Below are 19999 nucleotides of genomic sequence, written 5' to 3'. Positions count from 1 at the left end.
TTTTATATTAACATCAGCCGAGAACCGTGATGAAGCCCCGATTCTTGAGCTGACATGCCAATATCCAAAACGGACCCACTTGTTCTCTCACATAAAACCGTATCGCGGGTCGGAGCAAAATAACCGTTAGATAACTCGGCGATCGCCCCCGTTAATAACGTCTCGACCTCCCAAAGCTTGGTCGTGAGAGGGATGTATACGTCATAGGTTCTGGCTAGAGCCGGTACAAATACTTCAACCAGTATTTTATCCATCGGAATCGTCCTCCTTGAGATGCAAGGGCGAAGTCACCAGCTTCATGAGGACTGGCTTTCCGTTCGTCACGATATAGCCGAAGTCGTCTCCAATATCCTGGTACAGCTCGCTTGTGAGCTTTCCGATCTTGAGCTGGTATTGATCCGCTATGCCGTTCCCCAGCCAAATCCCCTCATTGGGGATCACTTTCGCCTTAAACCAAGGTTCGTAGGATATGGACGAAATCGACGAGACGCGTTCACAGATAATGAAATTCACCTGATACGCCGCTTCGCCTTTCTCCAGTAGAACCCGGAGCTTATCTTTGGAATCCTCGGAGATTCGTGAGTTCAAGCTTGTCAGGGAGTGAACGATCCAAGTCTGTTTGGCAAAGGCCGGAACCGGTTCGCCGGCGGTCATCGCATCCTTGTACGTATTGTTGCGGTGGACGAGGCTATTAAATAATTGTGCAACAACTTGGTCCCAATCCGTTGGATTTCCGTAATAGGTATAGGTTTTGAACTCGTCATCCACCAGCTTGTTGTCCGGATCGATGACGGCAACTTCGGCTTCCGCTTTAGCCGATACGACCTCGGCCAGACCTTGGACAAAGCCCGCATTGTCGTTATTTTGAGACAGCACAAGCTGGATGTAATGCCGGTCAAAGTGAAAGCAGGCCGTCTGCAGACTGTTCTTCTCCACGCCCACCGGAGTTTTCCCGGCCCTGCCATACCTTATTTCATCCATCAAGAAATTCGCATCAATGAGCTCAGGTAGAATCGGAATTCTTCTTGCGACCGACTCCGTCCACCCGGCGGTGTACTCTTCACCGTACTTGCGAATATGCTCGAAGCGATTTTCTACATCGCGATGCGTGTGTGCGATCTGAAATTCATATACCCGATCGGATTTCATAATGCCTCTCCCCTTAAACTTGGAGGGGTAGGCACCTTCCACATGACCGAGCACACTGGAATAGTCGGCGGCATCGTTGAGCTGCAGCACATACAATTGCTTAAAATTTTGCAAAACCCGGTACCGGACCGCGCCTGTATTCAATGCGGACAAGATAAAGTAAATTCCGTACTTCAAGCCCTCCCTCGTTAAATAGGCCATCGCTTCTTCCTTGTCCTCGAACAGCTCCGCGAACGCCGAATAGTTATGAACGACAACGACAATGGAAGGAACGGCAGTTTGTGCCGATCTCATATAGGATTGGTAATCGCCGCCACAATCTGCGAACCGCTTTTTCCGATCCGCGGTCTCTTGATACAGCATCTTGAACAAATTATTGACTTTCTCCGCTTCATGCGAGAGCACGACATCGCCCACATGCGGCGCTTTGGCGAATACGCGCAAGGTCTCGGAAGCGAAATCCAGAATGTATATATGGAGCTCGGACGGCGGGTGCTCCTCCATCAGCGAATATAGTAGCGTGGTCAAGAAGGTCGTTTTCCCGCTTCCCGCCGCACCGTAAATCACAGCATTTCCTTCCTTGGACAGTGGAAATGTCATCGTAAACTGCCGCTGGTTGGCAGGGTCATCCATTTTGCCAATCACGGGATTCAACACACCACGGCCTTGCTGCGAAGCCTGATGACTCTCTCTGAGCTCGTCAAGAAAAATGAATTCCGGAAGCGGGTCCAGCCAGAGGGGACGGACGCTGATGCGTTCTTCCGTGGCGATGGCCGCTAAGTAGCGGTTCACCTCGTCCAATTGCTTGGTCGGGTTATGAAACTGTGTCTTGCGCTTATCGATTTTGACTTGTTTCACGATACGTCCCAGGTTATCGATGACGGTCACGCTCTCATCCCTGGCTTTCTCAATCCGATCCGTCGGATAATAAGGCGCCCCTCCCCAAGCGGATTGACCAAGCTCGAACAGCTCGTTGAAGCCAACCTGGACGTAGAACCGCCCAGTGATGGACAGCTCGGCCGCATCCGGCCTTTTGATTACGTCCATACTATCGGCTTTCTCCTGTACTTTGAGACAAATGCGAAACTTGCTGTTGCTCCAAATCTGATCATCCACCACTCCGGATGGCTTTTGGGTTGCCAAGATCAAGTGAATGCCCAAGCTTCTGCCGATACGCGCCGCGCTAACCAACTGCTCCATGAACTCAGGCTGCTGCATCTTCAATTCCGCGAACTCGTCCGATATGATAAACAAGTGCTGCAACGGCTCCATGACTTTCCCGTCCCGGAACAGCCTCTGATATTTGTAGATATCCATGTTGCTCATGTTTAACCGCTTGCTCGTTTCGCTAAAAATCGCTTGTCTTCGCTTTAGCTCACTTTGGATGGAAATCAACGACCGCTTAACCGCCGCACCGTCCAAGTTCGTAATCGTTCCCGCCAGATGAGGCAAATTCGCAAATGCGCCGGCCATACCGCCGCCTTTGTAGTCGATCAGAATAAAAGCAACCTCATGCGGATGATAGTTTACGGCGAGCGAAAGAATGAACGTCATAATAAATTCGCTTTTCCCGGAACCGGTCATCCCCGCTACCAAGCCATGCGGGCCGTGATATTTCTCATGCAAGTCCAAGTAAAACCGTTCGCCGGTCGTATCCACCCCGATCGGAGTTTGGAGGGATAAGGCAGGATCATGATCCCGCCACCTTGTCAGCGCATTCAGATGCTCGACCTTGCCTACCTCGAACAAATCCAGAAACGTCAGCATGGCAGGCAGCGTATAGCCCGCTCCTGAAGTATCCAGTTGAATATTGGCCAGTTGCACGGCAAGCTGGAGCTCGTCCTGAATGGTATACGGATGAGGCTGAAACGCAATATGCTTCCCGGAAGTATCGTCCTTGTCATATATTTTCGAACGATCTCCTTCAAACTCCACGACCAGCGAGCACTCTTTGGGCAAGTTTTTCAACTCGTCGTACAGATGGATCACGCTAATGCCCAGATTGTTTTTGCGCTTCCTGATACCATTCATCATCTCCGCCTTGCCAGCCAGGCTCTTATCGATTGCGAAGATGACGTAGTGCGGCACGACCTCCTTAAGCTCTTCCTCCGAAGTGATGCCCTCTCTTCTGGCAATTTCTTTTTCGAAAAAGACCGAGAGCTCCTTTACCTCGCCCGGCTCCGTCGCAATAAAGCGAATAGACTTATCGTCGCTCCAAACGTGAGGCAGCCATTTCGCGAACTCCCACGTTTTCCCTTCCTTCTTGTCATAGATAAACACAAACTTTAATTCATCATAGCTATGGAGCGCCGCAAGCTGGACGATTAACCCTTTGACCGCATCGATAACTTCAACTCTCGTGCCGATCATCCCGCTAATCCAATCCTCCGTTAGCGAAAACGGTATAGGAACCTGTTCCAGCATTTTCGGCTCCTCCATGAGCCGATACAGCTCCTCTTGAAGCCCGTCGTCTTCGAGAGAGAATCTTCTTTCCGAAAATTTCAGCACAACCTGAAGCGGCACATTGCCCAATCCAAGGCGAACCTTCAAAAAATCGTTCTGTCTACGGGTTCGCTCCCATAGAGTACGCTTGCGCAGCTTGATTCGCGAAACGCACTCCTCTAGAGTAACCAGATTTTCATGCAGAACTTGGCGCTGGCTTTCTCCGGCATCCCGTATTTTCTGCCGAACCTCTTGAATATAAAGCTTGTACTTCTTCTGCCTGATACACTCCTGCTTGAGTCTCTTCTTAGCTTCGTGCCGTCTCGTTAAAACGGGCCACAGAATCGTACCCAGCAGGACGCTGAAGGACATGACAAGAGTAGGCATCGCATTCATGATTTTGCCGTTGGATTGCAATGCGTTATGCAGAGAATACAGCCCGGTGAACAAGGAGGCCATGCCCATCGTAATGGACGGACCGAGCATGAGCATAAGCGGAGTTTGTTCCAGATTCACTTGGGGCGGCGGTGCATCGATCTTGATCTCGACACGGTCGATTTCCTTGATAAACCTTGGAGAACGATAAAACAAATCGCCTTCCGGCAGCTCTTCGTCGATCCCATCCTCCGTATTTGGAACCGCGGGATACGGTTTAACGCATGGTCTAAGAACATTGGGATTACAGCTCACTTGGCCGTCCGGATTATTCAAGGCCATAAATCCGCTGCCGACAATGATCTTCAAGCCGATGATGTAGATCATATCTCCCGGTTTAAGGATTCGTTCCGTCGTCCGCTTCCCGTTCACAAACGTTCCGTTCGAGCTGCCCGTATCCCGGATGGTTACGGACGTTTCGGAAACGAACAGCTCCGCATGAACGGAGGACGTATACCTGTTCGCGTACCTGATCTCGCAACCGTCCGCACGACCGATCTTTATTTTCCCTCTACCGGGCAAGCTGTACCTTTGGAATACTTTACGGTCGGCAGACACCAGTTCGGCGAACAAAATCGCAATTTCATCCGTTTTCTTCAGAAGAATGCTATAGATGGTTCGGGGCTCGACGGCAAGCTCCTTTACTTTGCGGCTGCCCGCATCCAGGACGACCGCATGCTGATTCGACTTCAGAATCCATTGGCCTGCCACGCCTTCGACCCCGATCACCCGTTCCTCATACCCCAGAAGGTTCGTTTGAGTGACCCAATACTGCCCGGACTTCTTGTCAGGCAGTAAGCATGTATGGATTTCATTTTCCTTTAGCAAGGATAGCTGCATGGGTCACTCTCCTTCTTTCGACGAGATGAGCAGACAAAATTTTACAAAACCTTCCACTCCAGAGCACAAAAAAACCGCCCTATCCATGGTTAAATACACATGAATAAGGCGGTGCTTCCGCTTTCGATCATTGGTTGTATAGTATCATTTTCTCCCAAATTCTGCAATAGAGATTTTTATTCGACGAATTTCAACGAACAATCTTTAGATGAGCTTGTTTTTGGCCATCGATTTCAACCTTCACCTTTAGGGTGGAAGGCTGCTTTTTATCCAGATGGCACAGAAATTAATAGAAATTTTATACAAAAACCGACGTAACGGCCGCGAAACGGGCTGGAATAAGAAGGAATTTACCATTGGATTGTCGAATTGATTTTATTCTGAAAACCATATCCAATATAAAAATAGCATAGCCGAGGGGGCTCGTACGATGCGCTGGACTGTCAGTAGAAAGCTTGGTTTGGGATTCATTACCATGTTGCTTCTAACTACCATCACCGCCGTTCTTGCTTTAAACCGAATGATGTTTATCCAAAACCGCGTTGAGCAGGTTACCGAAAACTCGATGCCAAAGGTGAAAGAAATCAACCGGATTTATTTTGAGACAGAGCATGTGCTTAATCTGGTGTTCCGCCACAAAGACAGTACCGATGCGGCAGCGCGCAAGACCCTCGAGGATGAAATCGGCGCAAGCTACGCCTTGGTCGAATCGACCGTGCAGCAGTATGAGTCCCAGATCACAGCCGACGAAGAACGGAGCAACTTTACTTCCTTTAAGGGAAGTTGGGACGAATTCAAAAAGAACACGCAAAGAACGTTAGTCACCAGCCGCAGCAACCCCCAGCAAGCCATGATCCTGATCGATGCCGGCCACCGTATTTTCGACGAAATGCAGAAGCATTTGACCAGTCTGGTCGAATGGAACCACAAGCAGGCTGAAACCTCCGCACTGGAAGCGAAAAAAGCATATAACGATAGCTTGATATGGGTGTATGTCATTCTCGGGATCAGCGTAGCTGTCGCCTTCGGAATCAGCGTGTTGTTCCTCCTCCTGATTGCCCGCCCGCTGCGTCTGGTCACCGGCAGTATCGTACGGGTCGCGGACGGCGATCTGACCGTCTCGCCGCTGTCCGTGAAAAGCCGCGATGAAATCGGCCAACTGGCCGACGCTCTAAACCGCATGGTTCGCGAGCTTCATTCGGCGATCAGCCGCTCTTCGGAAGCTTCGCACCAGGTCACGCAGCTGGCCGATTCCCTAGCGGCCGATGCCAGTCAGACGACGATCGCCGCGCAGCAGATTGCCGACGCCTCCCGTCAGGTCGCCGGAGGAGCGCAGGCACAGCTGACGACCTCGAAAGAAACCGCCGTCGTCATGGAAGAAATGGCCGCAGGAATCAGCCGGATTTCGGAGGCAACCTCGGACATGGCGGAGCAGTTCCAAACGACAGCAGCCAATGCGGTGAAAGGCACGGAGTCGATGGACGAAGCGGAAGAGCAAATGAACGCCATTTCCACCACAACCACGCAGACCTCGGAACGCATGGAACGGCTGAGCAAACGGTCCGACGAAATCGGGGGCATTGTGAAATTGATCTCCGAAATCGCTTACCAGACGAACTTGCTGGCCTTGAATGCTTCGATTGAAGCGGCAAGAGCCGGAGAAAGCGGCAAAGGCTTCGCGGTTGTCGCCGCCGAGGTGAAGAAGCTGGCGACCCAATCCGAAGCAGCCGCCAAGGATATTACCCAGCGCATCCGCTTGATTCAAGAGGAAACGAAAGAAACGGCCGGAGCGATCCGCGACGTTACGGAGCAGGTCACGGCAGGCATCCATCTGGTGAGCGACTCGGGCCGCAGCTTTCGGGACATCGCCGCTTCGCTCGAGCAGCTGAACGGACATATTCAGGAAGTGTCCGCCACGGCAGAAGAAATGGCAGCGACCACGGAGCAGATTACCGCCTCGGTCACATCCACGGCGATGATCGCCCAGACCTCCAGCGACAGCACGGAAAGCGTCGCCGCCGCTTCGAACGAGCAGTTCGCTTCGATGGAACGCATCTCCGGTAGCGCAGAGTCGCTTACACTGCTTGCGGGAGAACTTCGCGAGAGCATTCGCCGCTTCCGGCTGTAGGACTGTTCGCAAAAAAGCACCTGCTTATGTAAGCAAGTGCTCAGGCCAACCTATAATACTTCCGCCAACATGGGGATCGCATCCTGCGCTCCCAAACGGGTCACCGCAATGGACGAGGCGCGCTGGGCGATATCCACCGCTTCGTCCATGCTTTTGCCGGCGATGATCATCGCGGCCAGCGTGCCGGAGAACGTGTCACCGGCCGCCGTCGTGTCGATGGCTTCAACCTTGCGAGCTTCCTTGTATACGTTCTCCGTTCCGTTATAGTACACGATGCCCTTTTCTCCGAGCGTAATGAGCGGATAACGAATCCCTTTGTCCCGCAGCTTGTTCAAAGCCTCAAAAGCATCGTCGGTGCTCCGGATCTCAATCCCCGTGTAGATGCGGCATTCGATTTCGTTCGGCGTAAAATAATCCACGCCCTGCAAAACTGCATCCTCGATCGGAACCGCAGGCGCCGGATTCAGGAAAATCGGCACTTGGCCTTTCACCAAACGAATAACTTCGTAAACCGTCTCCATCGGAATTTCCAGCTGCAGCATGATGGCCGCAGCCGAAAGCAGCTCCTTCTGGTATCCTCGAATATAGCCGGGAGAGACTTCGCTGTTGGCTCCGCCGTCGAGAATGATGCTGTTATTTCCGTTGCATACGGTGATGGCTGCCACGCCCGTCGTCACGTTCGGCTCGCGCTTGAGGAAGTCCGTGCGCACACCGAAGCCGCTAAGCCGATCGATAAGGGACTGGCCGAAAATATCGTCGCCCACCTTCCCCATAAACCACGTTTCGGCGCCCATCTTGGCGCAAGCGACCGCTTGATTGGCCCCTTTGCCGCCGGGAGCGAGGAAAAATCCGTCGCCCCGCATCGTCTCCCCGATTTCGGGAAGACGGCTCGTCCGCATGACCATATCCATATTTGCACTGCCGACAACCATAATTTCCATTGGATTCCGCCCTCTTCGTTACAAATTCACCGGACCGGACTTTTAGAGCTCCGTGACCCGGATATTGCTGTAGTAGGTTCTCGCTGCGCCAAGGGTGCTGACTCCGTACATGCCATAGCCGAACGTACCGTCCGTATGCTGCAGGACTTGCTCCCCGTTGATGAACAGCGTGATGACCTGCCCTTGCACCGTCACCTTGAGTTCATAGTTCTGGCCAAACTGCCAAGGGTAGCTGGCTCCGGTCAGTTTAGTATAACCGAAATCGTTCAGGTAGAGGGAGACTTGATCTTTGCCGTCAAAGCCCGCGTGATACCCGCGCATCGCTCCTTGAGCGCGAACCGCCACCAAATGCGAATCGCCGATTTGCGGATTCAGGTCCAAGGTTACGGAATAATCCATGGCAAAATAGTTGCCCGTATACGCTTCGCTAGGCTCGGCGGTCATCAGATACATCGAGCCGTCCACCAGACTCCAAGCACCGTGATTATGGGCAAAAGGCGTCACGCAGCCAAAATCGCCCGACTGTTTATGGAAATCGATCGTATAGTCCGCTTTGCCGGAAATCCGGAATTCGTCGATAAAAATGCGGCCCAGGCTTTTCGGCTTGCGCGTCGAATACGATTCGAGCACGATGCCGACCTCGTCGATCAGCTCGCCTTCCGAATCGGGAATGACGAACTCCACCTCGATCCACTCTTGATTCACGAGCTTGACATAGCCTTGGACGAGCTCTTTCTTGCTTTTGTGCAACCGGACGTAAGGAGCAATGCCCATCGTTTCGTTGCCGCCCCATTGATCCAGATAAATATTCATCGATACTTTCTGGCCCGAGTACGCTCTAGGCGCAAACGTCGGCGAATACCGCTCGTCGCTGAAATCGGCGCGGGTGTAGTAAGGCTTGTAAAAGACTTTCGACTTCTCGCCGCGGGTCATGCGGTCAAAGATAACTTCGAGTGAGCCGGTTCCGCGGAAAGCTTTCTCCGCCGAATGCCGCGCCTGGCAAAAGAACGGATCGGAAACCCGGATATTGTGCGTCGAGCCCGGCAGTTCGAAGTCAAAATAAATGTCGCGGTCCGTAAAGCTGTCGACGATTTCCTGCGGGCACGGCTCCTTCGCCAGACGGTAGCCCAGAATCGTCAATTCCTTGGCATACGTAGGAATATCCAAAATGTTCAGGTAGCCGGAGATACCCGACATCACGATAGAGTCGTTGATCGGCTTGCGGTACTTGTCCGCGATGCCTTCCAGGCCGCATGCGACGCCGAGCACGGTGCCGACGTTGCCCGCATTGCAATCGGTATCCCAGCCGCACATCGTGGCGATTTCCACCGTCCGGTTGAAGTCGCCCTGACCGTAAATCATCGACAGCACGCAGACGCCGCCATTTGGAATAATATGGCACACGCCGGTATATTTGTCGTAGCCCCAGTCTCTTTCCAGCATATCGCGGCAAGCCCGGAAGTCGTCCGGCTGCTGCGCGTGGAATTCCAGCACCGCTCTCGACACTCGCGCGTAGATGGAATCCGCCGGAATTTGAGCGAGCCCCGCTTCGATAATCTCGCGGATATCCGATGTTTCGAACGCTCTGGAGATCGCCGCGCAGAAAAATCTTGCGCCCAGCACGCCTTCGCCGTCGTGCGATACGCGAGCCGCAGCTTCGCCGAAATCGGCGGCTTTTTTCGGATTGCAAGGGTTGACCAAGCCCCACGTATCGATGAAAATTTGCCCGCCGATCTGCTCGGCGATAATCAGCCCGTTCTGCTCGATCGAGCCGGATTGCGGGGCCGGAATTCCTTTTTTCAGGTTGATGTAAGCCGTATGCTCCGTGCTGACACCATAGCCGCCCCACCAGAACATCCCGATCCCTTCGCGGGCGTAGTTCAGCCAAGCGCGAGCCACGTCGTTCGGGGTAATATCGCGGTCGACTGCGTCGTCATACAAGGCCCGCAGAAAATAATACGGACCGTTCGCGTCGTCATCGGCCGCGAAGTTTTTGAATTCCTTCACGTAGTCCGTAATCTCGCCATACGTATTTTTGATCCGCTCATAAGTCCAGATCGTCGGCTCCACCGGCGCGCCCAGCCTTATGCCGATATTCATGCCCAAATAACCTGCGTAAACTTTCTCTAAATAATTCGAAGGAATCATGATTCCGTGCACCGCCTTTAAAAATATTGAGCCTGATAAGCCATGTCAATGGCAAGTCGCTGCGCGAGCGGATCGTTCTTCCGATCGCTGTTGTCCCCGGATTCTTTGATTTGATAACCCATTTAGCTGTCAGAATCCGAAGACAAAGGCGACCGCTGACGCTTCTCCAGAACGATTCCGCTCACTCCGCTGCCCATCTACCGGACTTCCAGAGCCTTCTGTCTAAAATTGTTCAATTCCAGATCCTCTTGAATAATCGCCGCTGCCGCTTCGGTAAACCGGTCGCAGCTCCCCGCCATATCCTGCTTATTCACTTCTTCCAACACCGCGATCTCATCGGCCGGGATGGCCCGAACGCCCTGCATCGCTCCCAGAATCGCGCCGATCATGACGCCGATCGAATCCGTATCGCGGCCGGAGCTTACGCCGTCCTTGACTGCCTCCAGGATATCGCCGTCGTGCAGGACCATGTACGCCAGCGCCAGCGGCAGCTCCTCGATGGAGAACAACCGGCTTGGCGTGTAATGATTCGAGGGGATGCCGACTTTATCGATGCTCCGGTTGACGTCGTCGCGCATCGGAGAATAGACCGCCATCACTTCGTGTAAAGCATGGACAACCTTATCGCGGTCCGCTTTATCCGCTTGCAGAAGCAAGGCCTTCTCGCAAAGCGCGTAAATGGCCCGCTTCGTACCGTCCTTGGCGTAATACACCGCGGTTTCCGCCACATCATGGACCGTGACACCCGGCTCGAACGCCTTGGCGACGCAGGAGGCCATCACGCCCGCCGCTTCCAGCCCGTAGCTGATTTGGTGGCCGGAGGCGAACAAGATCGCTTCGTCGTACGCCCCTTTCGGGTTGCAGGCGTTCACGATGCCGACGGGAGCGATATACATGGCCGCTCCGCAGTTGACCATATTGCCGTAACCGCCCTCGCGGGGCTCGCAGTTCGCAAGCACATGCCGGTTGAAAATATGCTTCTCCGGATAAAACAACCGGTCCAAAATAAGCGCCTCTCGGCCGAACTCCGGAATGTACCTCGGCCGGAAAGCAATTTCCTTCACAAATTCGTTCGCCATATCATAGGCGTCCAGATGCCGCCGCTCCGTGCAGTACACGTTCATCAGCGCCAGCGTCATGAGCGTGTCGTCCGTCACGATGCCCTGGCCGCGCATTCTGCCCAACCGCGTCGTTTCCGGCCAATCCGCTTTCCACCATTTCGTCTTCGTCGTTTCGACACGGCCGTATTTCTCTTTAATTTGACCGTAGGTCATTTTCTCGACAACCGCGCCCATCGCATCGCCGTACGCCGTTCCGAAGACGACGCCTTTCACCCGATCCGCAAAAGACAGCATCGGTTCCTCTCCCCTCCGCAGGAAGTGCGAGGCCTCCGCCCCGCACTTTACCGGCCGTTTATTTTATCGTTTGGTTGGCGTAATCCGTCATTTCCTTGCCGCCTGCGGCGTTCCAAGCTTGCACGAACTGGTCGAAATCCGCGATCGTTTTCTTGCCCGTCACCACGTTGGCAGCAAATTCTTTGTACAGCGCGTTGCAGGCGTCCCACTTGGCTGCAAGCTCCGCAGGAATAATGAAGCTGTTGTCTTTTTTGGACAGCTTGGACATCATATCCAGCGATTTCGCCGCCGGCTCGGACAAGTAAGGCGTCGACGGATCGAACTCCGGCTTGAAGTTCACGGTCGACTCGACGAACCGCGGATACCACTCGGCCGATTTGGCCGTCAGCTTGATTTTATTGTCGACGACGGTGTATTGATTGCCTTCGATGCCGAGCTTATCCAGCAGTTGGCCTTTCGGGCTGGCCAGGTACTCCAAGACGGCGAAGACCATCTCTTTATTTTTCGCCGTTTTGGCAATTGCGAAGCCGCGGCTCTCCTTGCTCACGTCAACCGGGGTGTACCCCTGGCCTTTCCCTTTTGCCGGCGGCAAAGGCATTACCTTCGCAGCAGCTCCGTTCTGAGACGTCGATTTGGTGTTGTACAGGTCGATAACTTTTCCTTGCGTCCCAGCGATAACCCCAACTTGGCCGTCGTAGAACGCTTTTTCCTTCGTATCCCATTTTTTGGTCAGGAACTCGGGATCGAGCAGACCGTCCTTGTACAGCTTCGCATAAAACTCCAGCTTGTCTTTTTCGAAGGAGGTCGTTTTGCCGAATGCGTATTTGCCGTCTTCGCCCTTCAGCCAAGTGGAGGTCAGTCCAAACGCTTGCCCGAATGTGGCGTCAAGCTCGTCGAGCGTACCGGCTGTCGTATACGCGAATTTCGCGCCGTTCTTATCTTTCAGCTCTTTGAAGAAGCTATAGTAGTTGTCCACGGTCGGGTTAACGAGCAGCTCCTTGCCCGAGGCCGTCTTGTCAAACCAATCCTGGCGCACGACCGGAACCGAGCTGCTCGTCGGCGACAGCCATACCAGATACGGATAGTTTTTCGTTCTTTCCTGGTTGTACGGGTTCATAGATGCTTTCACGTGCGTCGATTTCTCAATGAACGGCGTCAAATCTTCCAGAATTTTTTGGGTGACCGCGAACTGGTAGTCGCCGCCTTGGAAATAAATCAGGTCGGGAATATTGCCGCTCTGCAGCAGCAAGCCCAGCTTCTCGGAGTAGGTGCCGCTCTGCACGGGCACGAGCTGCAGCTTCACGTTTTTGCCTTCGGCTTTCATGCCTTCTTCGATGCCTTTGAGCAATGGATCGTCGGGCTGCAGGTCCTTGTCTACGATCGTAATCGTGACCGGCTGGTCGCCGGACGGCGCCGCGGCCGAACCGCCCGGAGCTGTCGAATTGCCGGAGCTGCACGCGGTGGTGATGACCAGCAAGCTTGCGGCAAGCAGGGTGAACGCTTTTCTCATTTCTATTTCCTCCCCAATGTCTTGTGTTGTTTATTCTTTGACGCCGCCATCCATTACTCCGCTGGTATAATACTTGAGAATAATAGGATAGAGCATAAGAATCGGAATCATGGCAATAACGATTGTAGCCGCTTTCAGCGAAGAGAAATCAAGCTGCGCGATATTGTTGTTCTTGAGCAGATTCGCTGCGCCGACCAGCGTCGAAGTGTCCCGCTCCACGACGAATTGTCTAAGCAGCACCTGCAGCACCGTGTTCTCGCGGCTGGACAAGAAAATGCTGGATTTAAAAAATTCGTTCCACTTCGCAATCGCGTAGAACATCCCGATCGTCAGCAGAGGTATGCGCGCCAGCGGCATAACGATCCGGATAAACAGGGTCATGTGCCCGGCCCCGTCGATTCTAGCCGCTTCCAGCAGGGACTCCGGAATTTCCTCCAGAAAACGCATCATAATAATCAAGTAGTACACGTTGATCATCCGGTACAGCACCATCGACCACAGGCTGTCGAGCAAATGCAAATCCTTCATGACCATATATTCCTGAACGATCCCCGGCTCGAAGATCATGATGATGATCAGAAAAATCATAATCGGGGTTTTGCCGACCAAGTTTTTTCGCGTTAAGACATAGGCCGCAATCGTCGTAAAAAAGATACATAAGCAGGTGCCCACGATAGTAATAAACAGCGAATTCATCAGCGCTTTGCCGACAATCGGATTGCCGAGAACGACTTGAAAATTGATCAGCGAGAACCCTTTGGGCAGCAGATCGTAGCCTTTCAGCTGATTAACCTGGTCCGGATGCGATAACGCTCTGGCAAATATGTTCATGATCGGCACGAACATCGTTAGCGTCAGCAGCGTCAGTATCAGCCCGATCAGCAGTTTGAAAACGGTTATTTTTTTGCCAACCATCTTGGCTCCCCCTTACCATGCGCCTTTCGAGGTCAATTTCTTCGATATGAAATGAGTGGACAGCACGAGCACGACGCCAATCAGGCTCTTGAACAGGTTGGCCGCTGTAGCGAACGAATATTGCCCGTTGATCAAGCCGACACGGTAGACGTACGTATCGATAATATCGATCTGACTGTTGACGGAATCGTTGGTGAAGTTCAGTACCTGATCAAGTCCCGCATTCATAATGAAGCCGACATTCAGGATGAAAATCGTGACCATCGGAACGTACAGATGAGGCAGCACGACTCGGGTGACAATGTGCCAGCGCGACGCTCCATCGACATAAGCCGCTTCGTACAAGCTGGGGCTGACGCCCATGATCGCAGCCAGAAAAATAATCGAGTCCCAGCCGATACTGCGCCAGCCTTCGCTGGCAATCAGCACCCACCGGATGCTTCCTTTGTCCGTCAGGAAATCTTGCGGCGGAAAGCCGAGCGCCTTGATCAGATCGTTCACCGCCCCCGTGGACGGGGACAGAAATTCGAACCAAATGCCCGCGATGACGACCCACGACAGAAAGTGGGGCAAGTACGAAACGACCTGCACCGCCTTGCGGAATTTGCCGTTCGCGAACTCGTTGAGCATCAGCGCGAACAGGATCGGAATCGGAAAAATTAGAAACATTTTCATCGCGCTAATGATTAAAGTATTGGCCAGTACGTTGGAAAATATGGGCGTGCTGAACAGCTCGCGGAAATATTTGAGCCCGACGTACACGTTGTCTCCAAGAATGCGGTATTCGTAAAAGGCCAGCTTCATGCCGATAATCGGCCATACATGGAAGATGACGAAATACGCGAGACACGGGAGAAGCATGAGATAAAGCACTTTATCGGCCCATATTCGATTCAGCTTCGAATACGCTTTCATCCGTTACACCTCCTGACGGATCACAAGTTGATCTCCAGTTCCATCAGCGGCGCGTGCTGCTGCGCTCCGTACACGTCCCGGTCCAGGAAGGTGCCTGACGAAACTTTTCTTGCAAACGTAATTTTGAATCCGAGCGCCTGATCGAAGAAGACGATCTGCGTAATGTTATGTTGCTCAATATTGTAGAGCCGCGATACGAGCTCTTTATTGATCAGGCCTTGCTCTTTGATTTTGTAATAAACGGACGGATCGTCGAACAGCACGTCAACCGTAATTTCAAAGGGGCCGCTGTTTTTGCTGCGCAGGACGGCCGCCGCATCGAATAACTTCATATTTTACACCTCTTCATAATCGGTCCGGAACATTTCGAATCCGTCCGAGACTTCCATCAGGTGGTAAACGGAAAACTCGTATACCGCGCCGAACGGCACATCACTGGGCGCAAACGGAAACGCCAAATTCCCCGCCGTCGCTTTTCTTCCTTCGTAGCCGTAATGCAAAAAGGTCGATCTCACCGAACTGCATACCGCATTGGCCAGCTCCTGCGTCTTGGCGACGACCTCGAACACGATCCCCAGCTCATGCGCCGGTTTGCGCTGCGGTTCCAGCTCGCCCAACACGCCGTCGAGTCCGTAGTTGATAAAATGAATCTTATAATCGTCCGGCGACACCTCGCTGTAATACTCGCGCACCTGCTGCTTGACCAGCTCTTCGACTTCTTCTATCTTCGCAATCAGCAGCGGATCGCGGACCCCGGCGACGACAAACGTCCGATAAGCCACCTTCATCGCGCCTTCCAGCTTGATCTTGTAGACCGGCGTCTCAGCGATTTGACTGCCTCGCACTTCGACACTGCCGTCTCCAAGCTCGGTAAAGACACAATGCTCCAGATTGAGCACCAGGCCAGGCCCGTGCAAAATGTACGGGTGATCCTTCTCATAAAACGTGTGCGCCGCCACCGACACCGCCGTACATTTACGGTTCTCATTCAGCGGCTGCACGATAAACGAATCCGCTTTCAAGGTACCAAGCATGCAATCCTTCGTCGTTCCCGGCTCGGCGGAAAGCGCGGCGCACTCCAGAATTTTGCCGAGATGGTAAGCAAGCGCCGTATCGTAGCCATGGTGCATAGCGACAGCCGCAAAAGGCGACGGGTCGTACGCGCGGCCGCAAATAATAATGTCTGCCGCTTCCTCCAGCGCCGCAACGATCGGTTCGTGCCCCATCTGCGCCACGATGCGGTCGGTTGCCGCAAGCCGTTCCGGCGTCAGCGGCGCAACGGTCAGGCCCAGCGGCTCGCACTTGCCAGCTTTCAGCTTCGCCTCCACCACCTCGTGGGGAATATCCGCCCAGATGGTCGCTACCTTGATACCGCGAATCCCGTGCTCTTCCAGAATCTCCAAGACGATCGACCGGGTCCATTCCACATGAACCTTTGCGCCGCTTCCTCCGGCTGACCCGATGATGATCGGAATGCCTGCTTTGACGCCTTCGGTAATGATGATTTCGAGATCCTTCTTGCAGGCCTGCTTGCTGACAATCGCCGTGCCTGCGCCTAATTTATGAGGTCCCGCGTCGGTGGACCCGGCATCTACCACAATCGCATCCGGGCTGCAAGCCATCCCGTTCATAAAGGAGGACTTCGGAAACCCGTAGCCCAGCATCCCGCAAGGGGCCAAAATTTTGAACTCGTCCTTTGCCATATGACTCCTCCGCCCTATCCGCTAACGGTTATCTGTATTTTCCACCATCTCACACAAATTTTGGATATTGGGTAATTGGGTGGTCCAATTAAAACGTCAAAAGGATGCTGATCATCCATTTGACTCCGTTTTGTTCGAAGAAACATTTTGCTTCACCTGCTGGAGATGGTGCAGGAGCGCCGCTTTGGCTTTCGCCGGATCTTTTTCCTTGATCGCTTGAAGAATGGCGTAATGCTCCTTGTACACTTCGCTTTTGCGACCGGGGATATCGACCGTCTTGGTCAGTGTTTTTTGCAAAAGATCCATGTGCAGATCGATCAGATTCACCAGCACAACATTGTGTGTCGCTTTGGCGATCGAGAGATGGAACGCCTGATCGGGATTGACGGGATCGTCGGAGTTGCTGTCGATCGTCCCCCAGCGCTCAAGAGCGCTTTCAATTTCCGCAATATCCTGCTCGGTGGCCCGTATCGCCGCCAGCTCCACAATTCCCGTCTCGAAAATTTCCCTTGCCTCCAGCAGCTCGATAATCGTCGCCCGCTCGATATTTTCAAGGATGCGCTTCGTATCCTCCGCCTTCGAGAGGTTTTTGCTGAGGAAACGGCCGCCTCCCGGACGGGTTTCGATCAGTCCCTCCCGCTCCAATATGCGGAAAGCTTCGCGCAGCGTGCCGCGGCTGATGCCGAACGCCTGGGCCAGCTCCCGTTCCGTTGGCAGGACGTCCCCCGGAGCAAGGTTGCCTTCGAGAATGATATTTTCAATCTGCTCAATGACATCTTCATAGACCCGGTGGTATTTTATTTTCTTAATGGTCATTGTCCGTTACCTTTCCACGAATAACGTTACTTTCGGATAATTGGATCACCCAATTGCCCACACCTTTATACTAAGCCCAATGATTAGGCGTGTCAAGAAAAGTTTAACGGCTCCAAAAATCAATCATTGACAACAATCGGACGGCTGGAGTATATTCGAATTACGAATTAACGTCAATATAGCGACAAATTGTAAAGGAGAGATTGATGGTATATATAGACAATTTATTGCAAATTAACGAATATATAACGACAATTTATGCAAAAGACTCTTTGCACAAACCGGATAGGAGGCTTAATCTGCATGTCTAATGCCATCAAACAAATTATTACGCACATTGTCGAGGTTCCGCTAACCCATACCTGGGAAATTTCCCTGTATTCGGCAACAACAAGACAGCACGCTATTGTCGAGGTGATTCTGGAGAGCGGTATTCGCGGGTACGGCGAATCCTCCCCTTCTCCGGCATTTATGGGAGAAACCGCGGAAACGGTCAAATTGGTGAACGATCGGTATCTGGCTCCGCCTCTGATCGGATTGCCGGTTGACGAGATTGCGTGCGCGCATGCGAAAATGAATCAAGCTATTTACGGCAATTCCGCCGCGAAATCGGCGATCGACATCGCCCTCCACGATGCGTGGGGCCAAGCCTTGAATCAGCCGCTGTATAAATTAATTGGCGGAACCGCGCGCGAATCCGTCCCGTTAACGTACGTCGTAGGCATCAAAAGCAACCGGGATGCTTACGAGGAAGCGATGAAGCGAATCCACGAAGGCTTCGGCGTCGTCAAAATCAAAGTCGGCAGAGATCCGAAGAGAGATATCGAGCTCGTCAACCTGATCCGCAAAGCCATTACAGATTCCGGCAAACCGGCCAAGCTGCGCCTCGACGCCAATCAAGGGTACGACGTCCCGACCGCCATCCGGGTAATTCGTGAAATCGAGGAAACTGGCGAAGTAGAATGCGTGGAGCAGCCGGTCCGAAAATGGAACATGCTTGGGGTCAAAGAAATTCGCGATAAAGTGAAGACGCCGATCATGATCGACGAAGCCGTATTCGGGCCGGAAGACGCCATGACCGCCATTAAGCTCGGGATCGCCGATGTGATCAATCTGAAGGTTTGTAAAGTCGGGGGCATCTATCAATCGAAAAAAATCGCCGCGATGGCGGAAGCCGCCGGAATGACGTGCACGGTCGGCAGCAATCTGGAATTAGGCATCGGCATTGCCGCAAGCGCTCACTTTGTAACCGGTACGCCCGTCGTCACGTATCCGAGCGATTTCATCTGCGGAGCGTATTTGCACGAGCACGATCTCTTGAAAACGCCGATTCAACAATTTGTGGCCGAGGGGCACATGCGCGTCACAGCCAAACCCGGATTGGGAATTGACGTCCGAACAGACTTGCTAAAACAACAATGAAAACGAAGAGGTGATGGCGTTGAACATTTCGATGGAGCGTTTGCAGCAGGACCTGAACAAGTATGCGGAATTCGGACGCGATGCGAACGGAGGTATGACCAGGCCGAGCTTTTGCCCGGCCGATTTCGAAGTTCGGGCATTATTCGTGCGGCAGCTCGAAGCGATGGGGCTGACGGTGACGATCGACGGGGCAGCCAACATTTGGGGCACGCTGAAAGGAAACGGGCAAAAACAAGGAGCCCTTGTGATCGGCTCTCATCTGGACACCGTTCCGAACGGCGGAAAATACGACGGCGCTTTAGGCGTATTGCTGGCCAAGGAAATTATCCGGACGATCATGGACCATAAGGTCAGCCTCGACCACGATCTGGAGATCGTTTCGTTTACCGCCGAAGAGCCGAACGATTTTAACCTTTCCACGATGGGAAGCCGCTGTTTTACGGGGAAGCTTTTGCCTGATCATTTGAAAGAGGTTACAGATTCGCAAGGCTATCGGTTGGCAGAGGCTTTTCTTCAAGCCGGCGGAGGACTTGATAAATTCCCGGAAATGAAAACGCTTCAAAAATATAAAAAAGCCTATATTGAGCTGCACATCGAGCAAGGCAAGCGCTTGGCCGCAAACAACATGCCGGTGGCGTCCGTAGACAAAATTGTCGGAATTTACCGCGACAAGATCACAGTCATCGGCGAAGCCAATCATTCCGGCACCACCATGATGGAGCATCGCTGCGATGCGCTGACGGCGGCCGCGGAATTGATCCTAATGGCCGAGAACGCCGCCAGAAACGATGAAGGGGACACGGTGTGCACGGTCGGAAAGCTGGATGTGATCCCGAATGCGGCCAATATTATCCCCGGTAAGGTGGAATTTATCCTTGAGGTGCGGGGAGAGACCCGCGAAGACATCAGGCGTGTCGTTGCAGCCATTAAACAAGCATGGAAACACGTGGAGAGCAAACGTCATATCCAAATCAAAGAGCAAAACATCCTCGATCAAGCCCCCGTCCGATTGGACGAAGAGGTGGTCGCTCTGATCGAACAAGCGGCAAGCGACAGAAACGCGCCCTTCCTGCGGCTCGCGAGCATGGCCGGACACGACGCCAGCCATATGGCCGATATTTGCAAGGCCGCCATGATCTTTGTCAAAAGCCCGAATGGAAAAAGCCATTGCCCGGAAGAATACAGCACATGGGAAGATATTGAAATTGCCGGAAACGTCATGCTGGACGCCGTCTTGAAGGCCGATCGACACCTGGGTTAAAGCATACAACAAGGGAGGT

At 53.0% G+C, this 19999-nt stretch carries 14 protein-coding genes; 3 read left to right on the top strand and 11 right to left on the bottom strand.

Going from position 1 to position 19999, the window contains the following annotated elements; genetic code table 11:
* Positions 1-2: 2 nt before the first annotated feature.
* On the bottom strand, positions 3-254 hold the full coding sequence (locus tag QMG93_RS13915; protein WP_010496612.1) for a hypothetical protein: 252 nt from the start codon (positions 252-254) through the stop codon (positions 3-5).
* Positions 247-4866: a type VII secretion protein EssC gene (gene essC, locus QMG93_RS13910; RefSeq protein WP_281937364.1), complete on the bottom strand. Its 4620-nt coding sequence runs from the start codon at positions 4864-4866 to the stop codon at positions 247-249. The genes QMG93_RS13915 and essC overlap by 8 nt, the downstream gene beginning before the upstream one ends.
* A 430-nt stretch (positions 4867-5296) precedes the next feature.
* Between essC and QMG93_RS13905 the strand changes: the two genes are divergently transcribed.
* Positions 5297-6994 carry a methyl-accepting chemotaxis protein gene (locus QMG93_RS13905; protein ID WP_281937363.1) on the top strand — a complete coding sequence of 566 codons (1698 nt, stop codon included), beginning with the start codon at positions 5297-5299 and terminating at the stop codon, positions 6992-6994.
* A 50-nt stretch (positions 6995-7044) separates the two neighbouring features.
* Here QMG93_RS13905 and rbsK read toward each other — a convergent pair whose 3' ends face one another.
* From rbsK to QMG93_RS13860, 9 genes are all read right to left on the bottom strand, one after another.
* Positions 7045-7935, bottom strand: coding sequence for a ribokinase (gene rbsK, locus QMG93_RS13900; RefSeq protein ID WP_281937361.1), 891 nt, complete (start codon positions 7933-7935; stop codon positions 7045-7047).
* Between the two features lie 42 nt (positions 7936-7977).
* The gene (locus QMG93_RS13895) at positions 7978-10083 is read right to left on the bottom strand and encodes an ADP-ribosylglycohydrolase family protein (protein ID WP_281937359.1); all 2106 of its coding nucleotides are present in this window, start codon (positions 10081-10083) and stop codon (positions 7978-7980) included.
* A gap of 197 nt (positions 10084-10280) precedes the next feature.
* Entirely contained in the window at positions 10281-11438 is a 1158-nt protein-coding gene (locus tag QMG93_RS13890) for an ADP-ribosylglycohydrolase family protein (protein ID WP_281937357.1), read from the bottom strand.
* A gap of 58 nt (positions 11439-11496) precedes the next feature.
* Positions 11497-12948, bottom strand: coding sequence for an extracellular solute-binding protein (locus QMG93_RS13885; protein WP_281937356.1), 1452 nt, complete (start codon positions 12946-12948; stop codon positions 11497-11499).
* Between the two features lie 30 nt (positions 12949-12978).
* Positions 12979-13863: a carbohydrate ABC transporter permease gene (locus QMG93_RS13880; RefSeq protein WP_281937354.1), complete on the bottom strand. Its 885-nt coding sequence runs from the start codon at positions 13861-13863 to the stop codon at positions 12979-12981.
* Positions 13864-13875: 12 nt separating this feature from the next.
* Positions 13876-14778 (bottom strand): ABC transporter permease, encoded by a 903-nt coding sequence (locus QMG93_RS13875; protein WP_127459445.1) that lies wholly within the window; start codon positions 14776-14778, stop codon positions 13876-13878.
* A gap of 20 nt (positions 14779-14798) precedes the next feature.
* A complete protein-coding gene (locus QMG93_RS13870; RefSeq protein WP_054972102.1) occupies positions 14799-15110 on the bottom strand; it encodes a DUF4387 domain-containing protein in 312 nt (103 codons plus the stop codon).
* Between the two features lie 3 nt (positions 15111-15113).
* Positions 15114-16481 (bottom strand): acyclic terpene utilization AtuA family protein, encoded by a 1368-nt coding sequence (locus tag QMG93_RS13865; RefSeq protein ID WP_281937350.1) that lies wholly within the window; start codon positions 16479-16481, stop codon positions 15114-15116.
* A gap of 111 nt (positions 16482-16592) precedes the next feature.
* Positions 16593-17297 carry a FadR/GntR family transcriptional regulator gene (locus QMG93_RS13860; protein WP_281937348.1) on the bottom strand — a complete coding sequence of 235 codons (705 nt, stop codon included), beginning with the start codon at positions 17295-17297 and terminating at the stop codon, positions 16593-16595.
* 303 nt (positions 17298-17600) lie between these two features.
* On the opposite strand from QMG93_RS13860, the gene QMG93_RS13855 reads away from it, so the two are divergent.
* Both QMG93_RS13855 and QMG93_RS13850 read left to right on the top strand, forming a co-directional pair.
* Positions 17601-18719 carry a mandelate racemase/muconate lactonizing enzyme family protein gene (locus tag QMG93_RS13855; RefSeq protein WP_281937346.1) on the top strand — a complete coding sequence of 373 codons (1119 nt, stop codon included), beginning with the start codon at positions 17601-17603 and terminating at the stop codon, positions 18717-18719.
* A 13-nt stretch (positions 18720-18732) separates the two neighbouring features.
* Complete coding sequence (locus QMG93_RS13850; protein WP_281937344.1) at positions 18733-19980, top strand: Zn-dependent hydrolase; 1248 nt, start codon at positions 18733-18735, stop codon at positions 19978-19980.
* Positions 19981-19999: the final 19 nt, after the last annotated feature.

Source organism: Paenibacillus tyrphae, from assembly GCF_027925525.1.
Lineage (GTDB): Bacteria > Bacillota > Bacilli > Paenibacillales > NBRC-103111 > Paenibacillus_G > Paenibacillus_G tyrfis_B.
The sequence above is the reverse complement of the archived record's forward strand: the minus strand, read 5'-3'. Positions and strand labels throughout refer to the sequence as shown.